The sequence below is a fragment of the Almyronema sp. genome, from assembly GCF_052168255.1.
GTDB classification, from domain to species: Bacteria; Cyanobacteriota; Cyanobacteriia; order Phormidesmidales; family Phormidesmidaceae; genus Sphaerothrix; species Sphaerothrix epifaneia.
The window spans coordinates 9,110-23,838 of sequence record NZ_JBQLZL010000017.1 but is presented as its reverse complement, the minus strand read 5'-3'; the positions used below and the strand labels follow the sequence as shown (position 1 = coordinate 23,838).

The window sequence follows — 14,729 nt, the reverse complement described above, 5'->3', positions numbered from 1 at the left end:
GCAATCACGCTGGCAATCCGTCCAGGAAACTCGTTAAGATCGGCGTCTTCTCCGGCGGGCATCGGAGACAAAAACGTATAGCACGGGTCACACTGCCCCGTGTCAAACACCTGCACAGCCCACTTATCGGGTAAACCCTCAACGCCAATCTCCACTACATACCAGTCGCTACCCGCATCTCGCACGGAAAGCACTGAGAAGAAATCTTGATCCGCAGCCGGGATTTCTAAATCTGCCAGCAAAAAGGACAAGGCCAGCGTTTCAGCCTCGGTAGTCGGCAAGGTTTTCATCGTTAGAAGTCTCCTTAATCATCCTCGTCAGGTGGCGGATTGAGAATGGTGAGTAGTCGCTCAGCACCAAACTCTTTAGCCGCTATTTGCTGCCCCTGCTGGGCAATTTCTTGAGCTTCTGCCACTCTGCCTAAACGAGCCAGCAACAACCCAGAGGCCGCATAAGCGCTGAGGTAAAGGCGAGCGATCGCGTCATCTAAGCGAGCCAGTAAAATTGGTTTGAGGGTAGGCCAATCCGTCGGCCATTGCTCAGACTGGCGAATACGACTGCAAACGGCTGTTGCCATCTGCAAAGCCATCACCGCATTACTCTTATAAAAGTAGTAGCGATAAGCACTGACCAGCACCGCCAACCCAGCATCGGGCTGCGCCAAAGCCTGCTGAATGTACTGCTCAGAGACAGCCGTATCTTCCCAGGTTTGGGCAGCAGCAGCTAGTAGCGCTTGCGTAGGCGCTGGAATAGACAACCAGGAAGGATTTTGTGCTAACCGTTGAGACATGACAAGCCCTGAAATTGTAGCGATCGTTCAGCTCAGGCAGGATAGACCGCAGCAAAATGAGCGATCGCATCTAGCTGAGTTTTTAAGCTTGCACACTCTCTAATGTTTATTAGCGACGATCTGAGCTAAAAATTCAGTATTCTTCGGCACAAAATGCCGCCAAGAGCCAACTTCTTAAACATTTGCGATCGCCTAGCCTTCTCCGCCCCTCTAGCTCACCGTTGCCATGCGCAATCTAGAAGGGTCAATCGCTGGCGGCTCCTGGCTTACCGCCATCTTACGAAATGTAACAGCAACTTGATTTTAGGTTAAATGCAGAGATGACTAACGCCATATCGTTAAGAATAAGCTGATTTTGTCGGCAAAAAAGCGTGATTTTGGCAACAAAATTTTTTGCTAAAAAGTCCAGTTTGAACGGCTTCTAGACAATCACTAAAAAATAATTAAATCGTATCGAACGACATAAAATAGTTAGCCTTGGATTGTTATTTGTAGTTATACAAACTTTATTAAGTGTTCTCAATCGTTGCTTGATAACCATCTCTAACTAGCCAATGTTTGCTAGTTAAAAACTCGGCTAAGCGTTCAGGTCAACTGATAACTGATTAAACGCCGTCAAGTGGCCTCAATAATGGCTTTTGCTTATGGCTTATACCATCAAAGACGGCTGTATCGCCTGTGATAGCTGTCGCCCTCAATGTCCCAATGGAGCCATCAAACCGCAAGCGCAGTGGGAGGGTTACTGGATTGATCCCACCCTTTGCGATGGCTGCCAAGATCTGCAAGTTCCACGTTGTGTAGAAGTTTGCGAAGTGGGTTCGTTAACGCCTTTAACCGCGAAAAAAGGACGTTGCAAAAGTACCTTATTACCAGCTGCCATTCCTGATATTTTCCTCAACGGCAAAACGACGCCATTTGCGTCATCTATGGTGATGTGGGAAACCTGCAATGTTTTAGCCCAGCGGCAAACGCTACCTTGGCAAACCGATGCCGACGACCAGCTTTATTACCATCGTTTGGTACATCGGGGGCGCGGAGAAATGCAGTTTCGCCTAGCAGTCGATCCTGAAGTCACCCAACCTGCGCTAATGAGCGCAGTAGAAGCTCAAACAGCGATCGCCAACTTCGATATCCGGGCAACTTGTGTTCACTTAATTTTTGCAGCTTATGCCACCACGCTAGACTGTCCTTGGCAAGAAAGCTTTGCAATTAACGACCAGCAAATTGAGCAGTATTTGGGGCTAGACAAACGCAAAGACCTGACCAAACTAGACAAGCTCACCCTGATTAAAGATTTGGTATACCAGACCTGCCAAATTTTGGTATCGCTAAACTGGCCTCGCCAAGGCAAAGTTCAGTCTTTTACCGTGTCCGAACATCCTGTCTGGCACCTGCTCGATACCCAATACTACTTCGAAAAAGACGCCCAGGGCTGTCGCCATTTGATTGGCTTAGGATTTACAATTCGCGCCGGTATTTGGGCCAAACACTTCTTAAACAAGCGCGACTACCGCCAGCAAACCGCCTTTTATCAATACGGCACGCTGCCGCAATCGTTGCTCACCGAAGTGATGAGCCATTGGCAGCAGCATGAGGGTGCCGTACGGTTACTCCTCTGGCTGTTGTTCAAGCTGCGACTAGGAGGCGATCACCGCATGACCATCCGCACTTTGCTACGGATTGCTTACGGTGAAGGGCGCATGGTTGAAGCGACTACGGTGCGAGGGGCGCACAAGCGCTTACTCAAAACCTTTGAAAGTGATTTGGAAACAACTTATTATTACGGCCTCAAGCCGCTGTTTGATCCCGAAACGTATCCCACCGAAATTCAGCCTCTCTGGTCGAGGGTTGCTGACATTCCAGACGACGCTGACGATGCGCTGGAGTTTTGGGCAGACGATGCCAACCGCGCTTTTAGCCTGACAGATACTGCCCCACGGGACAAATGGCAACGCTTGCTCAATGCCCGCCTTTTGGGGTTTGAGCTACCCGAAGAATGGCAGCAAACCACCCGGCGCACCACCCCCAAACGTCGTCGCCGTCAGTCTTCCACCCAGGCGATCGCCCCAGTCAACCCGCTTTCAGGCAGCGACATCAAAGCCGCCCGACAGCGGCAAAACCTAACGCAGCGAGCCTTAGCCGAGTGCTTGGGCAAAAGCCAAAGCTGGATTCGCGACATCGAAAAAGGACGCTTTAGCATCAGCCCTGACGATCAGGTGCTCTTACGCAAAACCCTCGATATTTAGCTAGCCCACACCTGCCGCAGTCGGCACTTGTCGCCAAAGGCAGAAGGATGAGGGCAAAAGCAAAGCAGCCGACACCTTTGCTTTTGCCTTTAGCGACATCCCAGAAGTCAACGACGGCCTTTTAGCGACTCTGTTGAGTTGTTGGGGTTAGCACGGCGGCAAATCTTGCGTTTGCTTAACATCAGCGCCCGATTACAGGAATCTACTTAATAGTGATGGATAAGGCAGCCAGGAGGATCTCAGCATGGCAGGTTTTAATTCATCCGAAACACCAGCTTCATCGATTGCTAGCCAGTCTCAGCCAACCCCAGAACAAACCGATGCACCAACGCATCCCTCAACGCCCACGCCTGATATGGGGGGCGGTCTGCCAGTCATCCAGTATTGGGCAACTAAAACGCTTTCGCCTCAAGGGCCACAAATTTGGCAAAAGCTGTTTCACAAAAGTGCTTGCCTCTCCTGTGCTTGGGGAACGGGCGGTCAAAAGGGAGGCTTTACCAATGAGGCGGGAGAAACGCTACAGCGATGCATGAAAAGCGTACAGGCGATCGCAGCAGAACTGCAATCAGGGATTGCACCTCACTTTTTTGATCAGCGATCGCTGGCAGAGTTACAGCAGTTAGATTCAATGGCATGCGATCGCCTAGGGCGGCTCAGCTTTCCGGTTATTTACCGGGCTGGGGCTAGCCACTATCAGCGGCTGGGCTGGGAAGAGGTGTATGAAATTGCGCTCAAGTCTTTTCAGCAACCTGCTGACCGCGTCGCTTCCTATAGCTCTGGGCGATCGTCTAACGAAGCCGCTTATCTGCTGCAGTTGATGATGCGAGCCTTAGGGTCTAACAACCTGGCAGATTGTTCTGATCTCTGTCATGCCCCTTCTACCGTTGGCCTGAACGCCGTCTTTGGGACGGGGACTTCGCTGGTGAGCCTAGAAAGTTTGCAACAGGCGGATTGCGTGGTACTGGTGGGGTCAAATGCCCCCGCCAACCATCCCCGGTTGATGAACGAACTGATCAAACTGCGCGATCGCGGCGGCCAGGTGTTGGTCATCAATCCTGTTCGGGAAATTGGTTTGGTCAAGTTTGGCTCACCCGCGTTTCCACTCTCTTCGCTGGTGCAGGGGTCAGACATTGCTTCACGCTATCTACAGCCCATTCCTGGCAGCGACGTGGCTCTCTTTGTGGGGATACAAAAAGTGTTGCTAGCAAAGGGCTGGGTTGATTTTGACTATCTACAGGCGCATAGCGAAAACTGGCAGGCCGTTGTTGATCAGGTGAAGGCAACGACTTGGGACGCGATTTTATCTACCTGCGGCCTTACCCCAGGCGAGATTGAAACAGCCGCGGAAATGATTCATAACAGCCAGCGAGTGGTGTTTGCCTGGGCAATGGGCATTACTCAACAGGCTAACAGCGTCGATAACATCTTCAGCATTGCCAATACGGCTTTGATGACAGGTAACGTAGGCAAACCGGGAGCAGGGCTGATGCCCATTCGAGGTCACTCCAACGTTCAAGGCTTTGGTTCGATGGGGGTAACCGCCCACCTGAAAACAGAAATTCGCATTGCCTTAGAACAGCTATTGGGGCGATCGCTTAAACGCGAACCGGGCTACGATGCTCGGGCGCTAATTGAGGCGGCAGCCACTAACCAAGTAGACACATTGCTTTGTTTAGGCGGCAATCTCTATGCCGCCAACCCCGACCTCACTCAAGCTCAACAGGCTTTGGACAACATTGATACGATTATCTATCTGGCTACTAAACCCAACTTGGGTCATTTTCACGGTCTAGCTCGCCAGAACACGATTATTGTGCCAGTTTATGCCCGCTTCGAAAACCCTCACAAAACCACCACTGAGTCGGGCAATAACTTTGTTCGGCTTAACGACGAAGGTAAAACTCACCTGCAAGCAGACTTGATTTCGGAAGTCGCTTTTCTAACGGAACTCGCCCATCGGCTCCACGGCGATACCCCCGTCAACTGGCGACAGTTACAAGATACGCGCTACGTGCGACAACTCATTGCCCAAACCATTCCCGGTTACGAAAAGATTGGCGAGATAGACGAGACGCGAACCGAATTTACCATTTCTGGCCGCATCTTTTTGACACCGCAGTTTGCCACTCCCTCCGGCAAAGCCTCTATGCAGTTAACGCCGCTACCGACGCTAACCCTACCCCCCCCAGCCGCTTTTGGTTTTGACCACAACCAGCCTGTTTTGATCTTGGCCTTGATGACCGGGCGCAGTTACGCTCAGCACAATACAGTGGTGTATCAAGCAGGCGATCGCTATCGAGGCATGCCCCATCGTCACTGCATTTTGCTGCATCCGTTAGAAGCTGAGCGGGCGGGCTGGGTAGAGCACCAGCGAGTGAGTGTGCGGGGAGCAGCAGGTCAGTTAGACAACATTGAAATTATTTATGGTGAGGTGCGCCTGGGATCTGCTTTCATGTTTTACCCCGAAGCCAACGTTTTGATGAAAGCCCAGATTGAAAAGCGATCGGGTACCCCCGCTTACAAGCGCGTTCCGGTAGCCATCTTTAGCCCCGACTCAGGCAATTTTCATCTAGACTCGGCACAATAGAGCGTAGACAACCTGCTCAAGCTGATCCCACGCTCAAACTACAATGTCAGCTCAATTTTCCTCTGCCGTTTCTCGCCGTCAACTGCTACGGCGGTTAGGACTTTTAAGCGGAGCGGCGTTGCTGCCCCCCGCCCTGCAATCTTTCCAAACTGCGATCGCGCCGACTATCATTTTACCTTCACTCGACTCAAACGCTTTAGCTCAGCCTACTCATTTAGCGGCAGGGCTAAACCCCCACCGCGTTGTGCTGGTGAACACAAGCGATCGTATAGCGGGCGTACGACAGGCCATTGACCTGCTACAACCCCCTGGCTTTCAGGGCAAACGAGTGTTTATTAAACCCAACTACAACACGGGCGATCCGGCTCCAGCAGCGACTGACCCAGCAGTTTTAGAAACGCTGGTACAGGACATTCAAGCCGCCGGAGCCAGCCAGATTTTAGTAGGCGATCGCTCTGGCATGGCCAACACCCGGAGCGCCATGGCACAAAAGCAAGTCTTTGCCCTGGCCGAACGCTATGGATTTACCCCCCTGGTATTTGACGAACTCAGCCGTGGCGATTGGCAATACTTTTCTGGCGAGGGCACCCACTGGTCGCGAGGATTTGCGATCGCCAAGCCAGTTCTCAACGCCGATGCTATCGTCAATGCCTGTTGTCTAAAAACTCATCGCTTTGGCGGACATTTTACCCTGTCGCTGAAAAATACCATTGGCATGGTCGCCCGACGGGTTCCTGGAGATAGCCACGACTATATGCGAGAGCTACATCGCTCGGCCAATCAACGGCTGATGATTGCTGAAGTTAATCAGACTTATCGTCCTAGCCTCAATTTAATTGATGGCGTCGAAGCTTTTGTCGGCGGCGGCCCAGAGCAAGGACAGCGCGTTAACGCCGGGGTGATTCTCGCCAGTACCGATCGAATTGCCATTGATGCCGTGGGCATTGCCATTTTGCGGATGTTGGGCACAACGGGTGAGGTGGCCGCTGGCTCCATCTGGCAGCAAGCGCAAATTCGCCGCGCCGCCGACCTAGGATTGGGTGCCACCCAGCCAGAACAAATAGACTTAATCACTGCTGATAGCGCCAGCACTCAAATGGCCGATCGGCTACGTCCTTTTTTGAGTTAGCGGCTGTAGCCCTCAGGTTGAGCCGCTAACTGGCTTTTACCTCACTTGGCTACGCGCACAACCCACAGTCGCCGCCCGACGAAAGCCCCCGCCAAAACCGCCAAAACCAAGACAAAGTCTGGCTCTGGCACAGACGCATACTTAAAGACTTCACCATCAAGCGCTTTGGTCAGCTTGGGGGGTTGGCGAAACTGCGTTGCTTGCTCAAAAGAATAAGCCAGTCCTAGCAGTTTAGATTCACTATAAGGACGACCCGTAAACGACAGCGTCAACGGTAGATTTTGCGAACCAAATCCGGCGGGTACCGTAATATCGGGTAAGCCACTAGAGCTGGCAAATTCTACCTGACGAGCGGGTGGATTACCCGATGGATCGACAAAGGTTGGATCACTCACTCCCAACGCAGGGCGGGCAAAGGTGTCAATCGTGGGAAAGAGAAAGGCATCTAAGCTCAAAGAGTCTAACGTCTCAATCAGGCTGTTGCGCACAAAGGGAGTTAAAACTTCCGCGACTTCTACATAATTTGGATCGGTCGGTTCGCCCGTTTGCGCCGAAAATCGTAGCGTCCCTAAGATTCTAGAAGGCGTTGACGAGTTCGCGATCGCTGGTGACTCTAAAACCGCAATCAATTCTTCTAAGGTCTTGGGATAGGCAGCATCTAGGGTAGCCAGATAGTCTTCTAGATAAATTTCTTGCTCAACTGGAATTGCAGTGCCATATAAACTACTCAAGGTTGCTAGAAAGTCGTCAGCAAACGAAATTTCAACAACTTCAGCCCCCAAGCCTTTCATAATACCGACAGCGTTTTCTACCAAAGCAGTCACTTCGGGGTCTACCCCGTTGTCTAGACCCAAGTAGTTGGTCACCAAACCTAACCTGGCTCCAGCCAGCGCCCCTGCATCCAAAAATTGGGTGTAGTCTTCATAAAACTGGTCTAAGGCCACCTCAGGCGCAGCAATGGGGGTCTGAAAGCTGGGATTGTTAGGATCGAACTCAGCCATAATGCTCAAGGCAATGGCTGCATCTTCAACCGATCGAGCCATAGGGCCAATCATATCCCTCGACAACACGAAGGGAATAATGCCGTCTAAACTCACTAACCCGCGAGTGGGCCGAATGCAGACCAGTCCCTGAAAAGAACAAGGCGTCCGAATTGAACCGCCTGTATCGCTTCCAGTGCCGAAGGTGGCAAAGCTAGCGGCGATTGCCGCCCCCGTACCGCCGCTAGATCCACCGGACTGTCGCAGCAAATTGTAAGGATTGTAGGTTTGGCCACCCAAAGAGCTATAGCCAGATCCAGAAATGGCAAACTCATCCATCTCCGCTTTGCCAAAAATAATGGCACCCGCATCCCGTAGTAAGTCAATTACAAAAGCATCATCGGGGGGAATGGAACCCGCCAAAGCATCCGAACCACCTGTCGTCGGTAAATCAAACGTGTCGTGATTGTCTTTAAACAGAATAGGAATACCGTGTAAGGGACTCCGTGGCCCGCTGGTTTGCCGCTCTAGGTCTAAAGCTCTGGCAATCTCTAAAACCTCTGGGTTAGTCGTAATAACGGCGTTGATGGCAGGGCCAGCATCATCATAAGCTTCGATGCGATTGAGATAGAGTTGCACCAGTTGCTCAGACGTTAGGGCATTTGCGTCGAACGCCTTGTTGATGTCGCGAATTGTGGCTTCTTGAAGACGAAAGGTAGCGGCGATCGCCGATTCTGTAGTTATGGCAAACAACGACACCAAAGCCGCTGCCGCGCTGCCAACAGTTTTGAGCATGGTCAAATTTTGCACAATAGTGAACAGTTGCACCAAACCTACCCAAGCGAAAGCCGCCAGCGGTTTCGGTGCGGGTTAAGTAAGCGTGATAGGGTTCAAAATCTCAGTAATTTCTCGCAAAAACTGTCCGTTCTGAACACTGATGGGGGGCTACCCGGTTTTTAGCCCTGCAAAGAGAAAGCATCAAGGTCAAAACAACGCTGCCAAAATCGTGGGCACTGTCTACTATTCGTGTTACAAATAAGATAATTCCAAAAAGTGACACGAATAATGTCTTCAACGCTGAGTGAACTCGAGCAAGAACTAGCAACTCTAGAAGCCCAAGCTGCCGAAATTCACAAAATCGGGTATCTGCAAGGAGTACGGCTAGAAAAATCGCCTGCAGGCGGTACGGCTTCACTCAAAGCTAAGCAAGAAAGCCGCTACGGTCGGTTGCGAGCCGGACGCGGTAAACTGCTGGACAATGGTAAGCGATCTCAATATATACCGCTGAGCCAGATTGATTACTTTGAGGGGCTAATTGATCGCGGTAAGCGTCTGAGAAAAATTGAACGTCGCCTAGAAAAGTTGCGCCACCAGCGGTCACACATTCTTACCCAAGCTGCCCAGTGGGGGCTACTCAAGGCTAACGAATAGTTATTCGTGTCACATCCATAAAACAGAAAAAATGTAACACGAATAACAAGCCTTAACCTCCTGCTTGTCATCTGCATATTAGCCAAGCGTAACCCACCAACTTTCTAGCCAAATTCAAGCACCCCCTGCCTAATATCTGTCGCTGAGCCACTAAGCGGAGATATGGAAATGACGCGGCCAAACAAGCCGCAGCCAGTTTTATGCAGTCGTTAGTTCTACAATCCTTGTTAGCGCTCCAGAAGACTTTGCGTTCTCGCCTCTCTTAAACCTTAAGCGGTAGGTTGGGGCTACAAATTCGCTGCCGTTTCAGAAATTGATAGCAATAGCTTTTCGAGTTGCTGCAACTGTTTTTGTAGCCTCGGTGTCTCCCAAGCTCTATAGTTTTTACGCAGTCGCTGATAGTTTGTGTGAATGCGATCGCGGATGGGTTCTTCGGGTTCTGGCGGTTGCGGCTCAACCTTTAGAGCCTGAATTTTAGCGCGAAGCTCTTGCTTGGTTAAGTCGGCTGTTACGGCTTCTTGTAGCAGCTTACTGGTCATTTTCTCGCTGAGTCTGGCTCTGCGAATTGCATCTGCTTTAGAAAAACCAATTTTGCCTCGACGCACGGCTTCCAACAGTGGTTCTGGCATTTTTTGCAATGCTGTCAGCCGATTAGCGGTAAAACTCTCCAGCGTCATCCCAAATTCAGCAAAAATAGCATCAATATCGGCGATCGCTTTTTCGCTGAGAATTCCGGAATTCTCAGTTTGTTCTTGAGCCATTGCCGCTGCTATTTCAGCATTGCTGTAGCGGTAGCGCGATCGCAAGTTTTTCACCTTAAACAGCAGCGGTGGTAGCTGTTCCCGATTAACCTTTAGCCGCAGCGCAATCAGCGCCACAATACTATCTGACTCTTCTACCAAATTTAAATCTTCGCGCATGAGATTAGCCACTAGAGCAATTTCTAGCGCTTCTTCGTCGCTAAATTCTTTTACCAAAGCCGGTAATTGAGCCAGATTGAGTTCTGTAGCCGATCGCCAACGCCGCTCTCCAGAAATAATTTCCAACTTACCATCGCTGGCAGGGCGCACCAGTAAAGGTTCCTGAATGCCAACTTTTTGAATTGAGGTTTTTAACTTATCGAGAGCCAAGCGATCAAAATACTTACGAGGCTGCGTCAAGCCATCTGGCAAGCGCAAGGGAATAAAGTCAGTCGTGGGATAGGTTTGAACTGAGCTTGAGCTGTAGGGGGTCGTAGCTAGCGCTTCTAGCTGCGACTTCAGAGCTTTAATTTCTTCGTCTTTTTGAACAATTTGAGTTTCTAACTGAGAGGTTTGAGCGGCGGCAAACATGGTGCTAACGGGTCTAGTGCTGCGTCGAGCCATATTTCAACTCCTGACTAGCGGTGGGTGATTAAAGCTTTTTACGAATTGCTTTGGCAATTTCCCTAAAGTTTTTGTTGGCGGCATGGCTGGGGCGATAGGCTCTCAAAGGTAAACCTATGCTGGCAGCGTTACCAATCTCTGCCGAATCTTTGATAATGCTAAAGCAGTGAATGTGCATAGCGGTGAGCATTTGTGGCAGTGAAGGCGGATCTTGATCAGTGCGCTCACGTGTAGACATCCCCATGTTGTCTCGATGCTGGGCGCGATCGCCCAAACGCACCCGATTGGGAACAAAGCCTAACACTTCTGGCGCAGGTTTGAGCCGTAAAGTTCGAATCGAATCAAAAATCCACTCTAATAGCTTGGCGGCTCCGTCCATATCTTTGTCATCTGGCTGAATCGGCACCAACACATAGTCAGTCGCCGTTAATGCGGCTGAATGCAGCGTGTCGATTGTACCGGGACAGTCAAATAAAACGAAGTCATGGGGTAGCGGATAATCTTCTAAATGATCAGCAAGAATATAGGCTTTGCGATCGAGCAAAACTAGCCGCTGTGCCGCCTCTGTCATCACCAGCCCCCCCAGGCAAGCCTGTACTCGGCTTGTCTTTCCGGGCCAGCAGTCAAACAAAGGCCAGTTACCATCAAAGTCTTTGCGCAAGACCCGGTCTAACGTATCTTGCGGTGGTGGATCGGGTAACCCACAAAAGAGCGTCAGCGAACCATTCGGGTCTAAACCAAACAGCACAACTGAATAGCCTTCTGCCGCTAACTCATAGCCAACGTTAACAGTGAGGGTTGATTTACCGCTTCCCCCCGCATTCGACATGACTGCAATTCTAAGTTGTTTTGACATGAAGCGAGGCTGAGAATTCTGGAATTCTCACTTATATTATCTGGATTTGCTCAACTGAACTATTTTCTATGCAGATTTCTATGCAGAAAAAAGAATTATAGCTGTAGTTACTCCGGTTAAAACGCTTGAACGGTGGCAAGCTTTTAACAGAAAACCTTGCTTTTTGCCTGTCGTCATCCCTTTGACGACACTTCTTCGTCAACTGCTATCCAATCGCTCAGCATAAGAGACAAAACTTTGAACAAGACTCCCCAGCAATAGACACTACCACGCTTCTGGCAACGCCGATAAAAAAGACAACGGCTCACTCATATTTTCAGCAAAGCCCAAAATACCGCGATCGCGATGTTGATAAACCAGGTGTCTCTGCTGGTCGAAAAGAAAAGTTCCTCCACGCTGAGTTAAGTAAGCAGCATCTGGCACATAAGTTTGCCAGTGACTTAGGACTTCGCCCATGTTGCGCAAGCGTAAAGTAGCCAGTTCAAAAGGTCGCTGAAACCCTTGGCCGCCCGCCAGGTTGAAGAAAGAACCGCGCAGCCGAGGTAGGGGCTGGGCTTGAATGCTTTCGTCATTGCCAATGAGCTGGGGGGCTTGGCGATCGCCCCAATAACCCCGAAACACTTCTGCTAGCGTTCCAGGGCTACCCCAGCCTGCACACATAAGCAATAAATTTACCCAGGCTGTTTGGCGCTCTGACAGGCCAGGAAACTTGAGCGCTAAACCTGCATATAAATCAAGCTGACGGTGCAAAGCAGCTATGGGATCAACGAAAAGATGTTCAGTCGCAAACCCGGTATAGTCACAAAATTTTTGACCCGCCGCGCGATCGCCAATGCCCACCGCACAAACTGCTATATTTTTGGCCTGTAGCTGCTGAGCTTCTCGCTGTAACCACCAGGCATATTCCAGGCTATCAAAGTCGCCAAGCTGCGGCCAGAGAATCACCAACAGCCCTCTTGCGGCTGTCCCACTTTCCAAAATCGGAGCCACCACGCCATCACTCACTCGCTGCCGCTGAGTTTGATTCAAAATAACGTAAATATCCATTGCGATCGCCTTGAAAAATTTCTAACGTTACTTTTACGCTTTCAAATTTTGACTTTCAAGCTGAGCCACTGCTGATTCTAGCTCTTTGCCAAGCTGCTCAGCCGAAGGCAAATTACTTTGCAAAACGGCAGGTAACTCTTCACGCAGGCGGTAGGTTGAAACCCCAATTGGATTTTGGACGGTTTCCAAAGCGAACTCAACCACCGTCTTTTTCTTAGAACGACAAAGAATGATGCCAATGGTAGGCTGGTCAATTTCGTCACGCAAGAGCTTGTTTACAGCAGCAATATAGAAGTTCATTTTGCCCGAATATTCAGGCTTGAACTCTGTCACCTTTAGATCAATCACAACATAGCAGTGCAGCTTGAGATGGTAAAACAGCAAGTCGATAAAGTATTCGTCACCTTCGACTTCTAAGCGATACTGACTGCCAACAAAAGCAAAGCCAATTCCCATCTCCAGCAAAAAGTCACGAATATGATCAATCAATCCTCGTTCTAAATCGCGCTCCTGAACATTTTCAGCTAAAGATAAAAAGTCAAAATTATAGGGATCTTTAATGAGCTGGTGAGCTAAATCTGACTGAGGCGAAGGCAAAACCTGAGCAAAGTTAGTAATGGCTTCTCCCTGGCGCTGGTACAAGCTGCTGTCAATCTGCATCGCTAAAATGCTGCGACTCCAGCCGTTTTCAATTGTTTTATGCACATACCAAAGTCGCTGTTGGGGGTCTTTAACAGCGTCAAGCAGTTTGACATGGTGCCCCCAAGGAACTTTGTGCAACAACTGTTGCACAATTGTTTCGTCTGGATAAGCTTCGGCAAAAGCCCGCATGTAGTTGAGGTTGCGAGGCGAAAAACCTGAAATTTGGGGAAATTCTTTACGCAGGTCTTTGGCGAGGCGAGCAATCACCTTCGCTCCCCATCCCTGAGCCTGCTGCTGTTGCAGAATAGCCTGCCCAATTTGCCAGTACAGCAAAATGACTTCTTTGTTCAGGGCTGTAGCCGCTAAGACCTGAGAGCGGCGAATTCTAGTTTTGAGATCGCCGAGAAAGGCGCTGTAGTTTTCTTCCGGCAGAGGAAATAACGAACGCGGCATGTTCTGATTTTCTAGTTTGCCTGTAGCTTTTCAGGGTTGATTTGAAACTGAATAGTAGCCGATCGCTTTTTGCCTGGTAGCTCTTGGGCACTGAGAATATAGTCTTCTTGCCGCAGTTCTTCTACCGTTCGCCAAAAAATTTGGTTGTTACGAGAAGAATTGCTGCCCAGCAAATCTAAGTTTTTGAACAGGTAGCGCTTAGAAATGTTTAGATATTGCCCATCTTCAGGCCGATCCCACTTCATCCGACTGGCTAAATAAACCAGCAGCTTGGTTTTGTAGTCGTTTTTGGCGTTGCTGCCTAACCGCTGGCTAATGTCCATATTGTTGGCAAACAGCACATAGTCACCTGTGCGTCCGGGGCCTTCAAAAAATTCCAGCGATAGCGTGTAGGCATCGGCTAGTTCATAGGTATAATCGGCTGCTTTAGCTAAATCAAAATCACGCGGAACGTTGTCAATTTCATAATCCCGAATGCGTAAAACGCTTTTGATCGTTACTTTTGCACCGATGTTGTCGCCTTTGCGCAGAGATTGGGCAAAAACCAGTTCAGTGCGGTGGAGCGCTACTAAATCTCGGTGAAGCTGCGATCGCACTTTTGAAGCAAAGCCTCCATCTTTAGTTCGTGTATAGCCCAAAGCAGCCAGCAAATCATTGGAGCGAAAAGAAACCAGCGGCCCCTGGTCTTGCTGAGCCGCTAGCCGATAAAGATAGAGGACAATAGAAACCTGGCGAGGATTTAGAAACGTAAGCAGCGCCATAATCAGCCGCTGAATGCGGCGATCTTGAATCTTTTCTAGCCCTTTGCTAATGCCTTGGTCTATGCAGGCATCTAGCTCAAGGCTGGTGTATTGGGCTTTGAGTTCTTCCCACTCTTCTTCAGAAAGGTCTTCTAAGGGAACCCGGCGGGTAACGGCTAGCTCTGCTTCATCTTTAGGATCGGCTTCAACCCGCATTTCTAAATAGTAGCCATCCCCATCCGAGCGCAAAATGGGTAGCTGTACATCCGGATTTTTCAGGGAGGCTCCGGCGCGGGGCATTACCCTGAGGAGCTGGCCATCAACGGGAAAGCTTTCCGGGGGGGTTTCTTTAGGGCTGCTCACGAGGCAAATAAGCTGACAAGGGCGATCGCTGTCTATTTTAGCTAGAGGCTAGCCCTTGAATATTAGCAAGCTTTTACCTGTAACTCCGGCGTATGTTTTTG

The 14,729-nt window shown here is 50.0% G+C and carries 12 protein-coding genes; 4 read left to right on the top strand and 8 right to left on the bottom strand.

Annotated features, from left to right (window positions below; genetic code table 11):
* Together ACTS3T_RS03085 and ACTS3T_RS03080 are read right to left on the bottom strand one after the other, a co-directional pair.
* The coding region (locus ACTS3T_RS03085; protein ID WP_462934763.1) for a hypothetical protein at positions 1–290 on the bottom strand (290 nt) is incomplete at its 3' end.
* Between the two features lie 14 nt (positions 291–304).
* Positions 305–790 (bottom strand): hypothetical protein, encoded by a 486-nt coding sequence (locus tag ACTS3T_RS03080; protein WP_462934762.1) that lies wholly within the window; start codon positions 788–790, stop codon positions 305–307.
* Between the two features lie 644 nt (positions 791–1,434).
* Between ACTS3T_RS03080 and ACTS3T_RS03075 the strand changes: the two genes are divergently transcribed.
* The 3 genes from ACTS3T_RS03075 to ACTS3T_RS03065 all read left to right on the top strand — a co-directional run bounded on the left by ACTS3T_RS03075 (position 1,435) and on the right by ACTS3T_RS03065 (position 6,752).
* Positions 1,435–3,036 (top strand): helix-turn-helix domain-containing protein, encoded by a 1,602-nt coding sequence (locus ACTS3T_RS03075; RefSeq protein ID WP_462934761.1) that lies wholly within the window; start codon positions 1,435–1,437, stop codon positions 3,034–3,036.
* Positions 3,037–3,391: 355 nt separating this feature from the next.
* Positions 3,392–5,623 (top strand): FdhF/YdeP family oxidoreductase, encoded by a 2,232-nt coding sequence (locus ACTS3T_RS03070; RefSeq protein ID WP_462934782.1) that lies wholly within the window; start codon positions 3,392–3,394, stop codon positions 5,621–5,623.
* A gap of 43 nt (positions 5,624–5,666) precedes the next feature.
* Positions 5,667–6,752, top strand: a complete 1,086-nt coding sequence (locus ACTS3T_RS03065; RefSeq protein WP_462934760.1) for a DUF362 domain-containing protein — start codon at positions 5,667–5,669, stop codon at positions 6,750–6,752.
* 41 nt (positions 6,753–6,793) lie between these two features.
* Here the strand turns inward: ACTS3T_RS03065 and ACTS3T_RS03060 are convergent, their stop codons facing one another.
* Entirely contained in the window at positions 6,794–8,560 is a 1,767-nt protein-coding gene (locus ACTS3T_RS03060) for an amidase family protein (RefSeq protein WP_462934759.1), read from the bottom strand.
* 237 nt (positions 8,561–8,797) lie between these two features.
* On the opposite strand from ACTS3T_RS03060, the gene ACTS3T_RS03055 reads away from it, so the two are divergent.
* A complete protein-coding gene (locus ACTS3T_RS03055; protein ID WP_462934758.1) occupies positions 8,798–9,163 on the top strand; it encodes a hypothetical protein in 366 nt (121 codons plus the stop codon).
* A gap of 287 nt (positions 9,164–9,450) precedes the next feature.
* Here the strand turns inward: ACTS3T_RS03055 and ACTS3T_RS03050 are convergent, their stop codons facing one another.
* The 5 genes from ACTS3T_RS03050 to ACTS3T_RS03030 form a co-directional block, all read right to left on the bottom strand.
* Positions 9,451–10,527, bottom strand: a complete 1,077-nt coding sequence (locus ACTS3T_RS03050; protein ID WP_462934757.1) for a ParB/RepB/Spo0J family partition protein — start codon at positions 10,525–10,527, stop codon at positions 9,451–9,453.
* 28 nt (positions 10,528–10,555) lie between these two features.
* Complete coding sequence (locus tag ACTS3T_RS03045) at positions 10,556–11,383, bottom strand: ParA family protein (protein WP_462934756.1); 828 nt, start codon at positions 11,381–11,383, stop codon at positions 10,556–10,558.
* A 264-nt stretch (positions 11,384–11,647) separates the two neighbouring features.
* Positions 11,648–12,430: a peroxiredoxin-like family protein gene (locus ACTS3T_RS03040; protein ID WP_462934755.1), complete on the bottom strand. Its 783-nt coding sequence runs from the start codon at positions 12,428–12,430 to the stop codon at positions 11,648–11,650.
* A gap of 33 nt (positions 12,431–12,463) precedes the next feature.
* Positions 12,464–13,525 (bottom strand): PDDEXK nuclease domain-containing protein, encoded by a 1,062-nt coding sequence (locus ACTS3T_RS03035; protein ID WP_462934754.1) that lies wholly within the window; start codon positions 13,523–13,525, stop codon positions 12,464–12,466.
* Between the two features lie 11 nt (positions 13,526–13,536).
* Positions 13,537–14,565, bottom strand: a complete 1,029-nt coding sequence (locus tag ACTS3T_RS03030) for a hypothetical protein (protein ID WP_462934781.1) — start codon at positions 14,563–14,565, stop codon at positions 13,537–13,539.
* Between the last annotated feature and the right edge of the window lie 164 nt (positions 14,566–14,729).

Coding starts and splice junctions, on each gene's coding strand:
- ACTS3T_RS03080 (WP_462934762.1), bottom strand. CDS start 790: ATGTCTCAACGGTTAGCACAAAATCCTTCCTGGTTGTCTATTCCAGCG.
- ACTS3T_RS03075 (WP_462934761.1), top strand. CDS start 1,435: ATGGCTTATACCATCAAAGACGGCTGTATCGCCTGTGATAGCTGTCGC.
- ACTS3T_RS03070 (WP_462934782.1), top strand. CDS start 3,392: ATGGGGGGCGGTCTGCCAGTCATCCAGTATTGGGCAACTAAAACGCTT.
- ACTS3T_RS03065 (WP_462934760.1), top strand. CDS start 5,667: ATGTCAGCTCAATTTTCCTCTGCCGTTTCTCGCCGTCAACTGCTACGG.
- ACTS3T_RS03055 (WP_462934758.1), top strand. CDS start 8,798: ATGTCTTCAACGCTGAGTGAACTCGAGCAAGAACTAGCAACTCTAGAA.
- ACTS3T_RS03050 (WP_462934757.1), bottom strand. CDS start 10,527: ATGGCTCGACGCAGCACTAGACCCGTTAGCACCATGTTTGCCGCCGCT.
- ACTS3T_RS03045 (WP_462934756.1), bottom strand. CDS start 11,383: ATGTCAAAACAACTTAGAATTGCAGTCATGTCGAATGCGGGGGGAAGC.
- ACTS3T_RS03040 (WP_462934755.1), bottom strand. CDS start 12,430: ATGGATATTTACGTTATTTTGAATCAAACTCAGCGGCAGCGAGTGAGT.
- ACTS3T_RS03035 (WP_462934754.1), bottom strand. CDS start 13,525: ATGCCGCGTTCGTTATTTCCTCTGCCGGAAGAAAACTACAGCGCCTTT.
- ACTS3T_RS03030 (WP_462934781.1), bottom strand. CDS start 14,565: ATGCCCCGCGCCGGAGCCTCCCTGAAAAATCCGGATGTACAGCTACCC.